Genomic DNA, 15,296 nt, shown 5'->3' on the forward strand with positions numbered 1-15,296 from the left:
TGATGGCTTGCATATCAGGCTCCGGAAGAAATGCGCTTGATGGCCTGCTCCAGCGTTTCCTTTTGCGGGAGCAGGGCAGTTGTCGGGAATTCGGTAATTTCAGGGTGCTCGAGCAGGTGCGCCCAAAGCGCGCGGCCACCGCCCTTGTATCGGGTGATGCGCGGGTGATTTGGGTGCGTGAAGCGGCTGCGGAAGAATGCTTCTTCGTAGGTGCGCAGCGCGTCCGGCGTTGGTATGTCGGGCAGCGATACGTTGCCCGTGCACACCTGGCCGGTCTTCCATACGTTGAAATACGGCGCGACACGCAGGGCCGTGCGTGGCTCGGGGCGCTCGTTCTCGGCCAGCGCGAACACAAACCAAATGTGCTCGCGCGCGATGAACACCAGCGCCGGGTGTGGCGTCACGCCATGCCGTTCGCCGATCGGCTGGTCGGAGCGGAACCACGTAGTGCGGCAAGCAGCCGGGCACCACCAGGCCATCGTGTTGGGGGCGACGTAAAGCAAGCGCGAATCGATAAAACCGCGATACGCTGTCTGCGCCTGCGCGGCCTCGACAAACTGGCTGAGTTCGCTCAGGTCAAGCGCGCGGCCGGGCAGCAACTGCGCGCCGGTCGGCAGCAATTCGACGTCGTGCGTGGTGGCGTAAACCGTGCCGTCGGGCGACGCGTTGTCGTACAGCAGCACGGCGTGTCGCAGCTTGAGCTCGCTGTTGCTGGGGTCGGCGGAAATGGTAACTTGGCCCATGCTGGCCTCACTGCACGCGGATCTGCTGGCGCAGCGGGTTTTGCGCTGCAAGCAGATCTAGCAGGGTTTCGACGCGGCGTGCGAGCTGGCCGTTTGCGCGCATCTGCTGCAGCCACTGGGCGGCATCGTGGCTGTCGATCGGGAGAGCCTTGACCGTTGCCGCATCGGTGTATTCGGCTTGACACACCTGCTGCAGGAAATCGTCGGCCAAGCGGAGCGTCAGATCGTCCGGGTGCCAGATGAGAACGGCAGTCCAACAGATCGAGTCGCCCTCGGCGTCGCGTGTGCTGCAGTCGGCGTAGCCACCGGCGGCGTCGGTTGCGAGCGCGTGGCGCCAGATGTCGTCCACGGCGCCAACAACCTGCGCGGCCAGTGCGTCTTTGCGCGCGGCAATGCGCACCTGGCGATCCGTTAGCACGCGCTCGGGGTGGACGGCCCATTCGGGCACGCGTTCGAAGAAGTCCAGGCGTGTGGGGCCCTCGTAGGCCTCGGCGGCTTCCTCGCGGGTCTTGTATTCCCCTTCGCCGAACATCCACTCGATCGCTTCCTCTTCGTCGTCCGTGCCGTGCCAGTGGACCCAACTGGCGTGATAGAACGACTCCTGTGGCGTCAGCACGTTAGGCAGATGGCTCAGCGCGTCGTACAGCACGGCCAGCACCGTTTGGCCAAGGCCTTGGCGCACGGATTCAAGTCGCTCGAACGCGTGGCCAATGTACAACTGCGGCACGGCGTGGGGCTGATCGCTCTCATCGCCGATGAACAGCCAGAGGCGCTGCGGTTGTTCAGGCTGACGGAGCCAATCGCTGTACATAGAGCGCGCATGCAGGTTCCATACGAGCAGGCGCTCGCCGGCGGTAATTTCGTTCCAGTGCCGTTGCAGGGTGCGCTTGAGCAAGGCAGCGGCGCTATTGGGCTTCGGCTGCGCGTCTTCGAGCGTCAGGGCGCCGGCATCCAGCAGGGCCAGGAGCGCGGGGGCGTGCCATGCCTGGCCGCCGCCTTTGCATACGTGACTGAGCGGAATGCCATTCAGACGCGGCAGGGACAGGGCGCTCATGCCAGCACCTGCAGGGCGGTTGACGGCGGCACGAGTGAGGCGCTGCGCGTGCGGTTGTTGCCGTAACGATAGCGCTGCGTGGTCTGCCGCAAGAGTTTGGCTACGGGGTGGTTGAGCTGGCTGGTGGGGATCAGCTTGACGCGCGGTGCGCCGCCGACGGCGTCGTCCGCGATCAGCTGGCGCAGCGTGGCCAGGTCGTTGCCCTTGGTGCCGACGGCGCGGCGGAACGTGTACACCTGCTGGGCGCCTTCAACGGCGGGGCCTTCAATATCAGCGTTGAGAATTCCCGCGTAGGTGTTGGCGTAGAAATCGCGCACCTGCTCGAGCGTGAAATTGGGCGACGGGTCGGCCAGGCGGACGCCGTTGTATCGGAATTCACGGGTGAGTTGGGTTGTTTGCATGAGTGGCTCCGTTCAGATCGGCATGTCGATGCCGACGTCGCGCGGGTCGGTGCTGGCCGGCGCATTGGGCGCCGCATCCGTCGGCTGCTCTGCCTGCGGCGTTTGCGCTGCATGAGCTTGTTCAGTGCCGGTCCGGTTGCTATCGCCTGCGGGCTCGACAAGTGACATCTGGCGCGGGTCCACTGCGGGCGCGCCCGTGTCCTCGTCCGCATCGGTGTTGCCGCCATGGGCTGCAGCGCCGGTATCCGCTTTCTCGGCCGCATTCGAGCTGGCGCTCTTGGGTGGCCGACCTGGGCCCCGCTTGGGTGGTGTTCCAGCGGCTGGCGTGTCTGTCTTGGTACTGGGCTTTGTGGCTTCCTTGGCGGTGCCCTTGCCCTTGTTGCCATTGGCGTTTGCGGCAGCTTGAGCCTGTTCCAGCAGTGGCAGCGCAGACGGCTCGAAGATCTCGATGGCCTGCGCAAAGCCCGCGTCGAGCTCTTCCGGCGTGCCCACCAGCACCAGCGGATGCATGGCGGAGCTGTTCTTGCTGGTTGGCGCTGCGTTGATTGTCACGCGCAGGTCGTCGCCCTCGGCGGCAACCGAAATGAGCAGGGATGCAGCGCGTGCAAGCGCATGGATTTCAGTGAACATGGGTTCTCCTGGTGATGTGGGATTTCAGGCGGCAGCGCGCAGGCTTGGGCGGGCATTGGCCGTTGCAATGGCGGCCAAGCGCAGCGGCGCGCGCTGTTGGATGGCGGATTGCAGACGTTGGAAAAGCGCCATCTCGGCGAGGCTTCCGGCTGGTGCGCGCGAGTTGGCGTAGTCGTCCTCTGCAACCGCGGCGGCACGCCAGATAGCAAGTTCAGCCTCGAGCGCAGAGACGCGCTGCTCGAGCGACGTGGTGTTGGCGCTCATCCCTGCACCCGCACGAAATGCTGGTCTTCGACAAGGCGGTCGAGCTCGTCGAACAAGTCTTCGGGGCGACGGTCGTTTTGGATTTCCCAGTCGCCGGGGCACACCGCAATCCCCGACTCGGTGCTATGGCTGACAACACAGAGCGCAGCGTTGCGACGAAGGTGGACGACCACGCCACGGTGCTTGCGGATCATCGCGGCTTCGTTTTCCTCGCGTACATCCGAGACCACCAGGGCGCGCCCGAGTGCGACGTGCTCGGCCAGTACCTTGTCTTCGGCCAGGCGCACCCAAATCTCGGGGTGCACAAGATAGCGGCCCCACTCAGTGCCCAGCAGTTGCATGAGTTGACGCGGCGACTTGCCGATGCCCGGCAAAATTTCTTCTTTGCGGCCGTGTTCGAAATCCTTCGGCTCTAGCGGCAGCGCTGCCAGCAACATCGCGCGGATTGGGTCGGCAAACGCGATCTGCCGGAACCCGTGGGCGGCGCGCAGGTAACCTGCGGCCGTGTCTTTGCCAACGCCGGCGTTGCCGGCAAGTCCGATCAGCATGTCGGTGCTCCAGTTGGGTCAGTCGAGGTCGTTGGCCTGTAGCTTTTTCAGGTCAACGGCGGGGGAAATGCGGCGGCGGGGTGCGGTGCGTTGCGTCCGCCGGAAGGCGCGCAGTGACCGTGCGAGCTGACGCCGAATGGCCGGGATGTCGACCTGATCCTCGGCGCGGCCGGAGCCGCGCACGCGGTGGAATTCGGCGATGAGGTCAGCACGGGAAAAGCGCGCGCGGCTCATGGCAGGCTGGCGATGTCCGGGGCGACAGCTCCGGCCAGGCCGAAGAGCAGCACGATCAGGGTGAGCGCCAGCGCCGGACGATTGGAGAGCGGGCCGTGGGCAAGGCGCGTGGCGATGGAGGGGCGACCTGTGGCAATCACAGTGCGGCCTCCGATTGAAGGTGCTCTGCGAGTTCACGCTCGGCTTGCGCTAGCGCACTGAGTGCAATGGAAAGAAGGCGTACCCTTAGCCGCCCTTTCTTAAGGATTGGGGTGCTGTAGGCATAGCGGCCGCTGCCGTCATCATCGCGATAGTCCACGGTGAAGCCGCATTTCAGTAGGGCGAGGCAGGCTTGCACTTCGACCGCGTCGTACAGCGATGAGAGGCGCAACTGCATCGAATCGCCGTAGACGGGGGTCATGGAGTCTGCGGTGAGATGGAGGCCTTCGGCGTTGAGCGCTGCGCGGTCTGACTCGATTGCCTCCATGGCTTTGCGCATCCGCTTGATTTCATCCAGTCGGTTGCGATGGCGGCGCTCTTCCAAATAGAGCGCCTGGTCGACCAGCGGCAGCGCGTTGATCTCTTCGTGGGTGAGATGCTTTTTTGCCATAGCCGACCTCATACGCCACGAGGATTTGCGATGCGCGCGCGCCCTCCAAGTTGCGCCTCTTCATCGAGGTGCAGTGCGAACGTGTGAAATGCGAGAGCGACGATGATCGCGGCGGTGTACTTCACGAAACCCGGAAGCTGGCGGATTAGGCGCATGACATTTCTCCTGTGCTTGAACAGGACGAAGTAAAGCATGCTTTATGTTAAGAATCAAGCATGCTTTATTTACGCGTGCGTTTAGTCGCTGAAGGAACCGCTTTGTGCGTCCGGCGGTAGTTCCTTGAGGTGGCGCTGCAAAGACAGCAGGGCAAAGCGACTAGCGTTGGCTGCTTCCCGAAGATCGTGCCTGTATTGCCCGCCCACTGCGATCACCGGTGCGGCTGAGGTGCTTTTCGGATGTAGCACTGCGACGATGCCGTCGTAGTCACCGGACTGGACGTGGGAGGTGATGATTTCGAGAGCCCTCTGCAGGTCGCGCCGATAAGCTGTCTGTAAGGAACTGTGGTCTGTTGCGGTGCGCGCGACTCTCTGTCGGCGGTCCACCGGGAAGCTGATGACGTTGCCCATTCTGCGTGCGATTTGGCTCTGGGCAAGGCGCGGCAAGACTTCCAGATCGCAGGCGTCCACGCGCAGAGGCCAAAACGTCCCATTCTTTGGGCGGACCGGAGACAAAAGAAAACCCGCACGAAGCGGGTGTTGCGGTCAGGCGGCGCTTTTCTTACGGCGTTTTGCGGGAGGCGTTTCCCACTTGTTCACCAGATAGGCATCGGTCGGAGCAGTGCCCGCGTCCGGGAATGCTGCTGCGCTTGGTTTGGCGCCGGCAGCGGCAGAACGCTCCTCTGCACGCTCGATCTCCGATTCAAGCTTCGCCTCTACAAACGCCAACTCTTCTGCGGGCAATTGCGTCACGCGAACCAAGTTGACGCGTGAAAACGGCCATGACGTGGTCGGTGCGCTGGTGCTCGCCACGGGCTCACCTTCGCCAGTGGCGAGCCAGAAATGATCCACACCAAGGAATCGTGCCGCGCGTGCGGAGTTCTCGGCGACCAAAGCCTTCGTATTGCCTAGCAGCACCTGCCCAATCGCCTGCTCGGAGATGTGCAGGGCCGCAGCGAGCTCTTGTCGAGTTCGCTTCGCAATGGTGAGGGCGTGCTGAAGGCGATCGCCGTACGTTCCTTTCATGAGTAAAGCATACTTACGCAGCGATAAAGAATGGTTGATGGTTGTTCGAAAGAATGCTTTAATCCGCCGCATGCAGAAATCGCACGCGATCCGAATCCTTGGAGGCACGCCGGTTGCCGCAGCTCGCGCAATCGGCGTCACGACTCAAGCGCTCTCCCAGTGGCCGGCTGTCCTGCCGCCACGTCTTGAAGATCGTGTTGTAGCTGCTGCTGCGCGCCTGTACCTCGGTGCACAGCTGTCAATAGTGCTTGCCGGCAACCACGCACTTAGCGATGCCGCCGCGCACTAGCCGGACATGACCCGCCGCCGAACGCGCCCGGTCAATGAGTTGAATCGTAGTGGCCGACGCGCCGCAGGAAAACGGTCGAATTTCTGGAGGTTTACCGTGAAAAGACTTTATGCGCTGTGGGTGCTGTGGCTGATAACGCCGGCCTTGGATTTACGCGAGCACTTCGATGACGAGTTCAGCGAGCACGTTACCGCGCTCTGCAAATCGTGGGGATTCAGCGGGCTGTTCCACGCTTCCGCAGAGCTCTCTGGCTACTGGCGGGAGCGTGGCTGTCCGGGAGGGCTTCTTGAGGCTATTCGGCGGGGCCTCACAGGGCCAAATGGACGGGCGAACGAGAGTTGATGTACTCGACCGCGTCTGCGAAGTGTGCAGCCTCGTCTTCCTTGCCGGCTTCGTTGAGGTCGCGCAGCGTCATCTGCGTAAGGCTCGAAAACTCTTGCCCGGCCTTGCCGGCAACGCCGTCAGGCAAGGCGTCGATCAATGCAATCGCAAACATCTGAAGTGCGGCCACTTGAGCCTGCAGTTCTCTAATTTTTTCTTCCACGCGTACTCCTGTTGTGTGGGAGGGGAGGGTGATATGTCTGATGAAAGAACTCCGCGCGAGAGCAATGAAAAGCTCTCACGCGCCGATGCCGATCTCATTGCAACGGTGCTTTGCTCGCTGGCGGAGCGTGATCTGTTGCATCTGGTGAAAAAAACGAGGGCCACGCTGACCAGCGAGCTGCTGGCACTGCGGGCGAGCTCCTAGCTCTGCTGCTTGATCAGTTCTGCGGCAAACGTGTTGACAAACGATGCGCAGAACTGCGCCGCATCTTGGCCCGTGCTCCTGTCGGCCCTGTTTGGGCCCATGTTGATCAGATTGGGTTGGTGTTCGATCAGCCTCTTGAGGATATCGAATGCCACTGCGCGGGCTTGTTCATTGTTCACGCGTTGCTCCTGTTGTGTGGGTTGACGAGGTGGAACTCGTCGATATTCGCACGGCAGTGAGCGCGCGCTGTAAGCAAAAAGTAAGGGGGGGTGCGTTGACCTACTTGTATTCCGACACAAGCCAGCACGAAGCGCTGTACAACGCAGCGCGCAAATTTCCCGGCGGTATCGATGGCCTCGCAAATGCATTGAGCGCGCGCCTTGGTAAGCGCATTTCTCCCAACGTGCTCCGCAACAAACTGCGCCCGGGCATCGACACGCACCACATTACGCTTGAGGATTTTTCGCTCGTGCTGGAGCTCTGCGAGGAGGCCCGTGTCGAGAGCGCGCTGCAGCCACTAGATGCGGTTTGCTGGCGCCACGGGCGTGTGGCCGTCGAGGTGCCCGAGGTTGACCCGAATGACCCGAACCCGGCGCGCACCGTCTGCCAGGTGATGGCAAAGGTCGGCGCGGTGGCCGAGGCGGTTGCGAAGGCTGCTGCGGATGGCGTCATCGACGAGCGTGAGCTCGACGAGATCGAGGCCGTGTTCTTCCGAGCGCAGGCCGCGTTGGCGAGCTGGCATGCGGAGATTCGCGTGCAGGCCGAGGCGCAGGCGCGCAAGCGCTAAGGGGGGGGCGGATGGCAACCACCAAATCGACCCTCGCCGCTCAAGCTCGCAAAGAGCGGCATGTGCGCAAGAAAATCGAGCTGCATCTCGAAGAATATCCCGGCGAGCGATTCAGCGAAACGCAGATCGGCCGCTTGTTTGGGCTAACCGGCGGTGCCGTCAAGCGCGTCATGGCTTGGCTGATGGCACACAACCCGCGCATCGTCACGTGTGGTGGCTGCATTCGGCACTACCAGGCGCTGCAGATCAGCGGGCCGTGTCTTCGTGGCGAAGGTGACTTGCACGGCTACACCGACAACCTGTTCTGTTTGGCCGAAGTGCGCATGTCGCTTCGCGGCGCGCGCTGGCGCCTGGATCAGCCCGCGGGCTGGCGGCCTGGGCAGGGCGCTGCATGACGCAACGCCAAGTTGGCGCGAACACGCTGGGCATACGGTTTGGCCCCGATCTCATCTGCTGCAAGCCAGGGCGCGTGAGTGTTGGATTGGCGTGCGACAGGCCGAAGCAACAGTGCTGCGCGTGGCACCACATTCGTCTCGTTGTGCGCCACCGAGGCGAATCCACCTTGATCCAGTTCGCCGAGCACCTTCTGACTGCGTGTCGGTGGTCGCTTGGCGAGGTGTTCTTTTCCTTCAATGCGGCCGGTGAATCTTCATCGCTGGCCGTGGTGTGCGCCAGGCATTGGCGCGCTATTCCGATTGCGGCCGATCGTGCCGCGTACCGCAACCATGTCAGCGCCGATACATCGCCGGAATTCCTAGCGGTGTTCGACGTGCTTTGCGAGGCCGGTAGCGGCCCGAAGTGAGGTTTTCTATGGATTACGCAATTGCACCACGCTCGACGGTCGTCGAGGAGGGGCGTGCCGCGCGGCTCTCTGGCGTGGCGGAGGACGAGTGCCCGTACACACTCAACTCTGACCATGCGCTCGCTTGGCGCGCGGGCTTCCGGAATGCGTTCTCACCGCTCGTATTCAAGGCTGACCGCATCCGCTACAGGGGGATCGCATGAGCGCCGGATTTCTCACCAGCAACGCCGAATGGCAAGCGCTGCGCGCCGTCGACCACCTCGCGCGCGATCTCTACCTGGCGCTACGCCGTTGTATGGATTTCCGCACCGGCATCGTCGGCGGTCCGCACAAGGCCATTTCGTGGCAGGCGCTGCGCGAAGACTGCGAGGTGCCCGGGCGCCCAGGTGTGCGCTGCTATCGGCCTTCCGAAATGCAGCTGCGCCGGCGGGTCGAGCAGCTCGAAAAATGCGGCCTCGTGCGCCGCATCAGCGTGGGGCTCTCCCTTCAATTTCGCATGCTGATGGCCAAGACGGATTCGTGTGTCCAAAAAAAAGCCGAAGGGGGTGCGAGAGGGGAGAAAAAGCCGAAGCGCCCCAGCACTGGCGCGGGTGAGCGGCGGTTGTCCACAGAGCGCAGTTCGCGAAAAGCCGACACACATCCGAACCCCGGTAAAACCTCTAATCCTTCCTCACCTTCCTTTTCCAATTCGGCGGAGGAGGAAGAGCGAGAAATCGCCCCACGCCCTCCGGTCGATGCAGTGATGCATGAGGGCGACGCGCGGCAACGGCACCAGCACTCAGAGCAACGCGAGCGCGACGCTGACGTGGTAGGGGATGGCCCTGCGGGCCAGCTTGCAGAAGGTCAACATGACGCGGAGCCAGCGTGGTCGCCCCTGCTGGCGTGGCCGCGACGCATTCCGTTGCATGAGCGTACGGCGGTGGCGCACCAGCTTTCTGTGCTCCCGCACGGGATGCGTCAGCGGGTGCTCGACGAGTGGGACGGTGCGATGGATACCGGGCAGATCGTGCGCCCGTGGTTGTTCTTCGAGAGCGTTGTCGGCCGCGCGAGCAGAGCGGGCTGGCTGCCCGAGCACGCCGACCGAGTGGCTGAGCGTCGCAAGCAGGCGAGCGCGGTGGCATCGCTGGTGGAGCGGCAGCGCGAGGGGCCAGTTGGAACGAGCGCGGCTCCGGTTGGTTCTCTGGCGGTCGAGCGTCTGCGGAAGCTGGTCAAGCCGCGAGGCACGCAATGACACCGGAGCAAGCATTCGCCGAAGCCGTTGAGCAGATGCCGCGTCGAGCCTCCGGTTCGGACACCTGGAGTTCGCGCGCGGTGTTCTGGGCCGCTGTCCGTGCCGGCGCAGCGACGCTCGCTCAGCCGTGGGCAGACGTTCACGACCGATGGGCTCAGCTCTGGGCCGTGGCATCGGAGGAGCACTTGCCGCCGATCCCGGGTGCCGCGCACGTCGGGGCGCCACCGTCGCTAGCAGCAGCTGAGCGCGGGCTCAGCGAGATCAAATCCATGGTTGGCCTTCACAGGGGGAAAGGGCATGTACACCGCTAATCCGGCACCGCCGCGTGCATCCGCGTTGCAGGGCTACCCGTACGACGCACTCGACGATCTGCTCTACGACTGGTTTGTGTGGGAGTGCACGTACAGCACAACGCGCGGCTTCTCATCAGTCGACAAGACGTGCGCCGCATCTGACAGCTCACGGCAATGGGAAAGCACCGATGCCATCCTCGAGGACAGCGTTTGTGCATGGCAAATGAAGCAGCTCGACGCCTGCGTTGACGAGCTGTCCGGCGATTACCAGCTCGCCATCCGCGTGCAGATGCGCAATCGTCGTGGCCCCGAGGTGTGGCGGAACCCGCGTGCACCGGTTCGCCAGCACGAGGTGTACGCACAGGCGAAGGCTGCGCTGCGTCCGATCCTTCATCGGCGTGGTGTCGAAGTTGAGGTCGAGTGTTGACATCATCGAATCGCGAGCCTATATTCCGCCCCGTGGGACGACGCACGTCCCTACCAAACGCAAAGCCTGACCCTCGCCGGTCGGGCTTTTTTCATTTCTGCGCCCGCCATGCCTGCACGCCCGTCCTCAATCTGCCGTCAAGCCGGTTGCGGTGTGACGATCCCGCAGCCGGGTTACTGCGATAAGCATCGGCGCCCGGCAGGTGGTTGGCGCGCCGACAGTGAGCGCGGTTCGCGTCACGCCCGCGGATACGACGCGGCGTGGGAACGTAAGCGCGACCGCATCCTCGAGCGGGCCGGCGGTCTGTGCGAGTGCGCGGACTGTGCCCGCCTTGGCCGCGTTCGCCTTGCTACCGAGGTCGACCACATTGTCCCGAAGGCGCAGGGTGGATCGGACGACGACGACAACCTGCAGGCAATCAACAAGGATTGCCACAAGGCGAAGACGCTGCGCGAGCGGCGCAAGCCAAAGCCCAAGAACACATCCAGTGCGCCGACTGCCCGATGGGTCGCCGGTGCCTTCCTGCTGCCGCGATCGCGGCGCTGAGCGCGGCGGCGCACGGTTGGTGCGCCGCCGCCGAGGGGTGGGGGGTATCGAAAGTCTGGAGGCCGAGGTGCCCGGGACCGTCCGTCCAGGCTCGCTTTGTAGACGGTCGATTTTGGAATAGGGGGGGGTCTCACTGGCAGGCCGTGAGAGCGCCTATCTCAATGCCTGCCACGATTTTCGGCCCATTCGTCGAAAGGAACGCTCTATGAACCCGCTAGACAAGCTGCTGGGCGCCAACGCGCCCGACGAGCCGTTTCCGTCTGCCGATGGCAGTGGAAAGGCAGTTCGATCACCTCCGCCGCCGCCGGGCGCGAAGCTCTCGCCGACCGAGCGCAAGGTGTGGGACTACATCTGCCAGAGCCTTCGTGAGGAAGGCCTGCCGCACCTGACCGCCGGCATCGCCATCACGGTTGTTTGCAAGACCTTCATTCGCTGGGTGCGTGCTGAGCACGAGCTGCAGAACTTCGAGGCCGGCAATAACGGCTCGTTTATGGTGACAACGCCGAACGGCCACAGCCAGCCGCATCAGCTCTATTTCGCCACGCGCAACCTCAAAGGGGAACTGCTGAAATGGTTGCCGGAGAGCTGCCTAACACTGCCGTCGTCGGTGATGGCGCGGGCGAAGCTGGGCGACGAGGGGATGCAGGACGATCTGTTCGGGGATCTTCTGGATCACGCACGCGCCGAACGGAGCGCCGTGATCGCGCGCGCCGCACAAGGAAGCAAGTTGAACGCCTGACACCGCCGCCCGAATCGCTGCAAGAGTGGGACCGGGCGTACGGCCTACCAGTCTTGCGCGGCGAAATTGTTGTTTGCGAGTACGTTTACCTCGCCGTCGAGCGACATTACCGCGACCTAATCGACGGCGCGAAGCGCGGCCTGCAATTCGACACGGCCGCGGCCTGGCACGTCATCCAGTTCATCGAACGATTCTTCGTTCACATTAAGGGGCCGTTGGCGCGCGAGCCGATCCTGCTGGACCCCTGGCAGAAATTCTGGACGGCAGTCCTCTACGGTTGGAAAACCGCCGCGGGCCTGCGCCGCTTTACGCGCGGCTACGAAGAAGTCGCGCGCAAGAACGGCAAGTCAACATGGAAGGGTCCGCAGGGCGCATACCTGTTCATGATGGACGGGGAAATTGGCGCCGAGGTATACGCGGTGGCCACCACCCGCGACCAGGCCATGTCGGTGTTCAAGCCGGCATTCGACAATTTCCGTCGATGGGCCAAGCGCTCGGCAGGTGTGAAGCGCTCGTTCAAGATCCATGAGGGCCGCAACCTCGAACAGATTACGTTCGACAGCGCGGTGTTCAAGCCGCTGCCAGCCAACGCCGAATCGCTCGACGGTCTAAACCCGTACGCGATTCTGTTCGACGAACTGCACGCACAGAAGACACCGGATGTCTGGGACGTTATGGAGACCGCGCTCGGTGCGCGCGATCAGCCGCTGCTATCAGCAATCACCACGGCGGGCTTCATTCTCGACGGCATTTGCGTTGATCAGCGCAGATACCTCATCGAGGTGCTTCGCGGCGAGCGCACCGACGACTCGTATTTCGGCTACGTCTACACAATTGACGTCGACGACGATCCATTCGACGAGCGCGTATGGATCAAGGCGAATCCGGGCCTCTGCAGCTCAAAGCGCATCGAGTACATGCGCGATATGGCGCGCAAGGCCGCGTTCCTGCCGAGCGCGCTAGTCAACTTTCTCACCAAAGACCTCAACGTCTGGGTCAACTCGGCCGACGGCTGGATCAGCCCGCAGGCATGGGACAAGGGCGCCAAGCCGTTTGATATCTCGACGCTGGCCGGGCGCAAGTGCTATGGCGGTCTCGATCTTTCGGCGACGCAGGATTTGACCGCGTTCTCGCTGGTGTTCCCACCAGCAGACGACGATCCCGATGGCGAGTGGCACGTGCTTGTCTGGACGTGGTGTCCGCAGGAGCGCGTCGACCAGCAGTCAGACCAGAAGGACGAGCGTGCGCGCTATTCCCGGTGGGTCCGTGACGGTTGGCTCGAGGCGACCGAGGGTGTGATCGTTGACTACCGGCCGGTGAAGGCGCGGATCCTCGAAGCGCGGCGCATGTTCGACGTGGTCGAGATCGGCTACGACGAATGGAACGCCGCTCACCTGGTGAACGAGCTACTCGAAGAGGGGCTGGTGATGGTCAAGGTGCCGCAGAACACGCAGGGTATGTACCCGGGCGCTCGCCGGTTCGAGGAGCTCATCTACAACAAGCAGTTGCGCCACGGCGGCAACCCTGTGTTGCGCTGGGCGACGCTTAACGTGGCCTTGCTGTTCGATACGAATGGCAATTTCCGGCCAGACAAGAAGCGTTCGAAGGGGCGCGGACGGATTGACCCAGCCGTGGCCACGGTCATCGGTTTGAGTCGCGCCGTTGCCATCGAGCCCCAGCAACCCGAATCCGGAATCATCGTGCTATGACACAAAGTTGGTACAACGAAGCGCGAGTGCGCCAGCCGGGGTCGGTCGTGCTGAATGCCTGGCGTGCGCAGCGCCAGGCGGACCGCGCCCAGGCCCAGGCAAAGCCGGTGCCGGTGTCGGATATCCGCTCCGGCACCGAAGCTTATGGCTGGCTCACGGGTGGTGTGGGCGGTGCAGGCCGCCCAGTTTCCGAACGTACGGCCATGAGCATCGGTGCGGTGTATGCATGCGTATCGCTCATCGGCGGCGCGCTAGCATCGCTCACGCTGGAGACCTACAAGCTGGTCGACGGCATTGGGGAAGCGCATCGGCCGGATCTCTGGTGGCTGCTGAATGAGGAAATGCACCCGCGCTGGGCTGCGCCGGTCGGGTGGGAATTCGGTGCGCAATCGCTCCTGCTGCACGGCGACATGTTCATGCGCATTGGTCGCCCGAGCCGATATTCACCGAACGTTGTTTCGCTCAAGCCGTATCACGCGCTGCAGGTTGACCCCCAGCCGAGCACTGACAGGGAGCGGCTCCTCTATTACCTCTGGGATGAGGATGGCAGCGTCGAGGTGGTCGATCAGGACGACATGATTCATGTGCCTGGCCCAGGATTCGACGGCCGACGCGGCATGTCGCAGATCCGGCATGTTTTGCGGCGCTCCGTGTCGTTGGCAAACGTCGGTGGAGAGCAGGCCGAATCCATGCTCGACAACATGCGCCCGGACCTTGTCCTCACCCAGGACAAAGAGTCCAAGAAGCTCGACGGCGGCGACATCGACAAGCTGCGCGAGCAATGGCTGCAACGTTACAGCGGGCCGGCCGGCAAGAACGGCGCGCCCGTGGTGCTCACCGGCGGCATGGACATCAAGCAGATCAGCATCACTCCCGAGGATGCCCAACTGCTGGAAATGCTTCAGCTTTCGGTGGAAGACACCGCACGGATTTTCGGCGTGCCGCCGTACATGATCGGCTACACCGACAAAACTTCCGGTTGGGGGAGCGGCGTCGAGCAAATGGGCATCGGCTTCGTCAAATACACGATGCAGCGCCACCTTGTGAAGATCGAGCAGGAGCTCAACCGCAAGATTTACCGTGGCAACCGTAGTGTATTCGTCGAGTTCGACACCGAGACGCTCGAGCGCGGCGACCTGAAATCGCGTCTCGAAGGGGCGCGTATCGCATACGGGCGCGCCGGAGAGCCCGGTTGGATGACGCGAACAGAAGTTCGTCGGCGCTTCAACCTGCCGGCTCCGAAGGCGGGCGACATTTTCAACGAAGGAAAGGGCGATGCGCCAAAACAAAATCCTCCAGCTGCTGAGTGACAACTGCGCCGCCGCGCGCGTATTCAACGTCGTCGCCAGCGGCGATAACGAGGTGACGGTGTACCTGTATGACTACATCGTTTCCGACGACTGGTGGGGCGGTGTATCGGCCACTACGTTCGTCAAGGAGCTCGCCGGCATTACGGCGGACGTGATCCACCTGCGCGTCAATTCTCCGGGCGGAGATGTGTTCGCTGCGCGCGCCATGGAAACGGCGTTGCGTGGGCACTCAGCCAAGGTGATCGCGCACGTGGACGGCCTGGCCGCCAGCGCGGCGAGCTTCCTGATCATGGCTGCCGACGAGATTGAGATCTCGGACGGCGGATTTCTGATGATCCACAAGGCCTGGACGGCGCTGTGGGGCAATGCTGACGACCTCCGGTCCGAAGCCGACTTGCTCGACAAGATCGATGCAACGCTTGTCAGGACCTACGGGCAGCGCAGCGGCCAGTCCGTCGACGACATTTCTGCTTGGATGGCGGCGGAAACGTGGTTCGGCGCCGACGAGGCCGTCGAAAAAGGCTTCGCTGACCGAAAGGCCGATGCTACGGCGCAGCCGTCTGCGAAGGCCTCCGCCTGGAATTTGCAGGCCTACTCAAACGCTCCGAAGCCCCCCAGCAATGAGCCTTCTGCGCCAGTGAACGCGCACGCGCCGACGACGCGCGCACAGGCGCCGGATTTCTCGGCCATGCGCCGCCGGCTCGACCTGGCACAACGAACCTGACGCGCTCCCGCGTCGGCCTGGGCCGCCCATTGGGCGGCTTTTTTCTT

25 protein-coding genes are annotated in these 15,296 nt (G+C 63.2%); 12 read left to right on the top strand and 13 right to left on the bottom strand.

The features are described 5' to 3' along the window. Positions 1-14: 14 nt before the first annotated feature. From B4F51_RS20635 to B4F51_RS20690, 12 genes are all read right to left on the bottom strand, one after another. Positions 15-743 (bottom strand): PRTRC system protein B, encoded by a 729-nt coding sequence (locus B4F51_RS20635; RefSeq protein WP_296228551.1) that lies wholly within the window; start codon positions 741-743, stop codon positions 15-17. Positions 744-750: 7 nt separating this feature from the next. Continuing rightward, positions 751-1,797, bottom strand: a complete 1,047-nt coding sequence (locus B4F51_RS20640) for a PRTRC system protein F (RefSeq protein WP_296228552.1) — start codon at positions 1,795-1,797, stop codon at positions 751-753. Then, positions 1,794-2,198 (bottom strand): PRTRC system protein C, encoded by a 405-nt coding sequence (locus B4F51_RS20645; protein ID WP_296228553.1) that lies wholly within the window; start codon positions 2,196-2,198, stop codon positions 1,794-1,796. Before B4F51_RS20645 ends, B4F51_RS20640 begins: the two co-directional genes overlap by 4 nt. A 12-nt stretch (positions 2,199-2,210) precedes the next feature. Continuing rightward, positions 2,211-2,828 (bottom strand): PRTRC system protein E, encoded by a 618-nt coding sequence (locus B4F51_RS20650; protein WP_296228554.1) that lies wholly within the window; start codon positions 2,826-2,828, stop codon positions 2,211-2,213. A 24-nt stretch (positions 2,829-2,852) separates the two neighbouring features. Further along, positions 2,853-3,092, bottom strand: coding sequence for a hypothetical protein (locus B4F51_RS20655; protein ID WP_296228555.1), 240 nt, complete (start codon positions 3,090-3,092; stop codon positions 2,853-2,855). Beyond that, entirely contained in the window at positions 3,089-3,640 is a 552-nt protein-coding gene (locus tag B4F51_RS20660) for a deoxynucleotide monophosphate kinase (RefSeq protein WP_296228556.1), read from the bottom strand. Before B4F51_RS20660 ends, B4F51_RS20655 begins: the two co-directional genes overlap by 4 nt. 18 nt (positions 3,641-3,658) lie before the next feature. Further along, positions 3,659-3,874 (bottom strand): hypothetical protein, encoded by a 216-nt coding sequence (locus tag B4F51_RS20665; RefSeq protein WP_296228557.1) that lies wholly within the window; start codon positions 3,872-3,874, stop codon positions 3,659-3,661. Next, complete coding sequence (locus B4F51_RS20670) at positions 3,871-4,014, bottom strand: hypothetical protein (RefSeq protein WP_296228558.1); 144 nt, start codon at positions 4,012-4,014, stop codon at positions 3,871-3,873. The genes B4F51_RS20665 and B4F51_RS20670 overlap by 4 nt, the downstream gene beginning before the upstream one ends. Next, positions 4,011-4,463 carry a hypothetical protein gene (locus tag B4F51_RS20675; protein ID WP_296228560.1) on the bottom strand — a complete coding sequence of 151 codons (453 nt, stop codon included), beginning with the start codon at positions 4,461-4,463 and terminating at the stop codon, positions 4,011-4,013. The genes B4F51_RS20670 and B4F51_RS20675 overlap by 4 nt, the downstream gene beginning before the upstream one ends. 8 nt (positions 4,464-4,471) lie before the next feature. Beyond that, positions 4,472-4,657, bottom strand: a complete 186-nt coding sequence (locus B4F51_RS20680) for a hypothetical protein (RefSeq protein WP_296228562.1) — start codon at positions 4,655-4,657, stop codon at positions 4,472-4,474. Positions 4,658-4,699: 42 nt separating this feature from the next. After that, positions 4,700-5,089 carry a hypothetical protein gene (locus B4F51_RS20685; RefSeq protein ID WP_296228563.1) on the bottom strand — a complete coding sequence of 130 codons (390 nt, stop codon included), beginning with the start codon at positions 5,087-5,089 and terminating at the stop codon, positions 4,700-4,702. Between the two features lie 75 nt (positions 5,090-5,164). Next, complete coding sequence (locus B4F51_RS20690; protein WP_296228565.1) at positions 5,165-5,644, bottom strand: hypothetical protein; 480 nt, start codon at positions 5,642-5,644, stop codon at positions 5,165-5,167. Between B4F51_RS20690 and B4F51_RS20695 the strand changes: the two genes are divergently transcribed. Next, on the top strand, positions 5,643-5,933 hold the full coding sequence (locus B4F51_RS20695) for a hypothetical protein (RefSeq protein WP_296228567.1): 291 nt from the start codon (positions 5,643-5,645) through the stop codon (positions 5,931-5,933). The two genes, B4F51_RS20690 and B4F51_RS20695, sit on opposite strands and share 2 nt — an antisense overlap. A gap of 307 nt (positions 5,934-6,240) precedes the next feature. Here B4F51_RS20695 and B4F51_RS20700 read toward each other — a convergent pair whose 3' ends face one another. Next, the gene (locus B4F51_RS20700; protein ID WP_296228568.1) at positions 6,241-6,477 is read right to left on the bottom strand and encodes a hypothetical protein; all 237 of its coding nucleotides are present in this window, start codon (positions 6,475-6,477) and stop codon (positions 6,241-6,243) included. A 33-nt stretch (positions 6,478-6,510) separates the two neighbouring features. Here B4F51_RS20700 and B4F51_RS20705 point away from each other — a divergent pair, with 33 nt between their 5' ends. The 11 genes from B4F51_RS20705 to B4F51_RS20755 all read left to right on the top strand — a co-directional run bounded on the left by B4F51_RS20705 (position 6,511) and on the right by B4F51_RS20755 (position 15,249). Next, complete coding sequence (locus tag B4F51_RS20705) at positions 6,511-6,681, top strand: hypothetical protein (RefSeq protein WP_296228569.1); 171 nt, start codon at positions 6,511-6,513, stop codon at positions 6,679-6,681. 148 nt (positions 6,682-6,829) lie between these two features. Continuing rightward, positions 6,830-7,468: a phage regulatory CII family protein gene (locus B4F51_RS20710; protein ID WP_296228570.1), complete on the top strand. Its 639-nt coding sequence runs from the start codon at positions 6,830-6,832 to the stop codon at positions 7,466-7,468. A gap of 11 nt (positions 7,469-7,479) precedes the next feature. After that, positions 7,480-7,863 carry a hypothetical protein gene (locus B4F51_RS20715; protein WP_296228571.1) on the top strand — a complete coding sequence of 128 codons (384 nt, stop codon included), beginning with the start codon at positions 7,480-7,482 and terminating at the stop codon, positions 7,861-7,863. 167 nt (positions 7,864-8,030) lie between these two features. Then, positions 8,031-8,270 (top strand): hypothetical protein, encoded by a 240-nt coding sequence (locus B4F51_RS20720; protein ID WP_296228572.1) that lies wholly within the window; start codon positions 8,031-8,033, stop codon positions 8,268-8,270. 199 nt (positions 8,271-8,469) lie between these two features. Then, positions 8,470-9,501 (top strand): hypothetical protein, encoded by a 1,032-nt coding sequence (locus tag B4F51_RS20725; RefSeq protein ID WP_296228573.1) that lies wholly within the window; start codon positions 8,470-8,472, stop codon positions 9,499-9,501. A 297-nt stretch (positions 9,502-9,798) separates the two neighbouring features. Beyond that, on the top strand, positions 9,799-10,221 hold the full coding sequence (locus tag B4F51_RS20730) for a hypothetical protein (RefSeq protein ID WP_296228574.1): 423 nt from the start codon (positions 9,799-9,801) through the stop codon (positions 10,219-10,221). 153 nt (positions 10,222-10,374) lie between these two features. After that, a complete protein-coding gene (locus B4F51_RS20735; RefSeq protein ID WP_296228575.1) occupies positions 10,375-10,767 on the top strand; it encodes an HNH endonuclease in 393 nt (130 codons plus the stop codon). Positions 10,768-10,972: 205 nt separating this feature from the next. After that, the gene (locus B4F51_RS20740; protein WP_296228577.1) at positions 10,973-11,506 is read left to right on the top strand and encodes a P27 family phage terminase small subunit; all 534 of its coding nucleotides are present in this window, start codon (positions 10,973-10,975) and stop codon (positions 11,504-11,506) included. A gap of 53 nt (positions 11,507-11,559) precedes the next feature. After that, on the top strand, positions 11,560-13,215 hold the full coding sequence (locus tag B4F51_RS20745; protein WP_296228578.1) for a terminase large subunit: 1,656 nt from the start codon (positions 11,560-11,562) through the stop codon (positions 13,213-13,215). Continuing rightward, positions 13,212-14,525 (top strand): phage portal protein, encoded by a 1,314-nt coding sequence (locus tag B4F51_RS20750; protein WP_296228579.1) that lies wholly within the window; start codon positions 13,212-13,214, stop codon positions 14,523-14,525. The genes B4F51_RS20745 and B4F51_RS20750 overlap by 4 nt, the downstream gene beginning before the upstream one ends. Further along, the gene (locus B4F51_RS20755) at positions 14,491-15,249 is read left to right on the top strand and encodes a head maturation protease, ClpP-related (RefSeq protein ID WP_296228580.1); all 759 of its coding nucleotides are present in this window, start codon (positions 14,491-14,493) and stop codon (positions 15,247-15,249) included. Before B4F51_RS20750 ends, B4F51_RS20755 begins: the two co-directional genes overlap by 35 nt. Positions 15,250-15,296: the final 47 nt, after the last annotated feature.

This window comes from Ralstonia sp. UBA689 (assembly GCF_002298975.1).
Classification (GTDB): Bacteria; Pseudomonadota; Gammaproteobacteria; order Burkholderiales; family Burkholderiaceae; genus Ralstonia.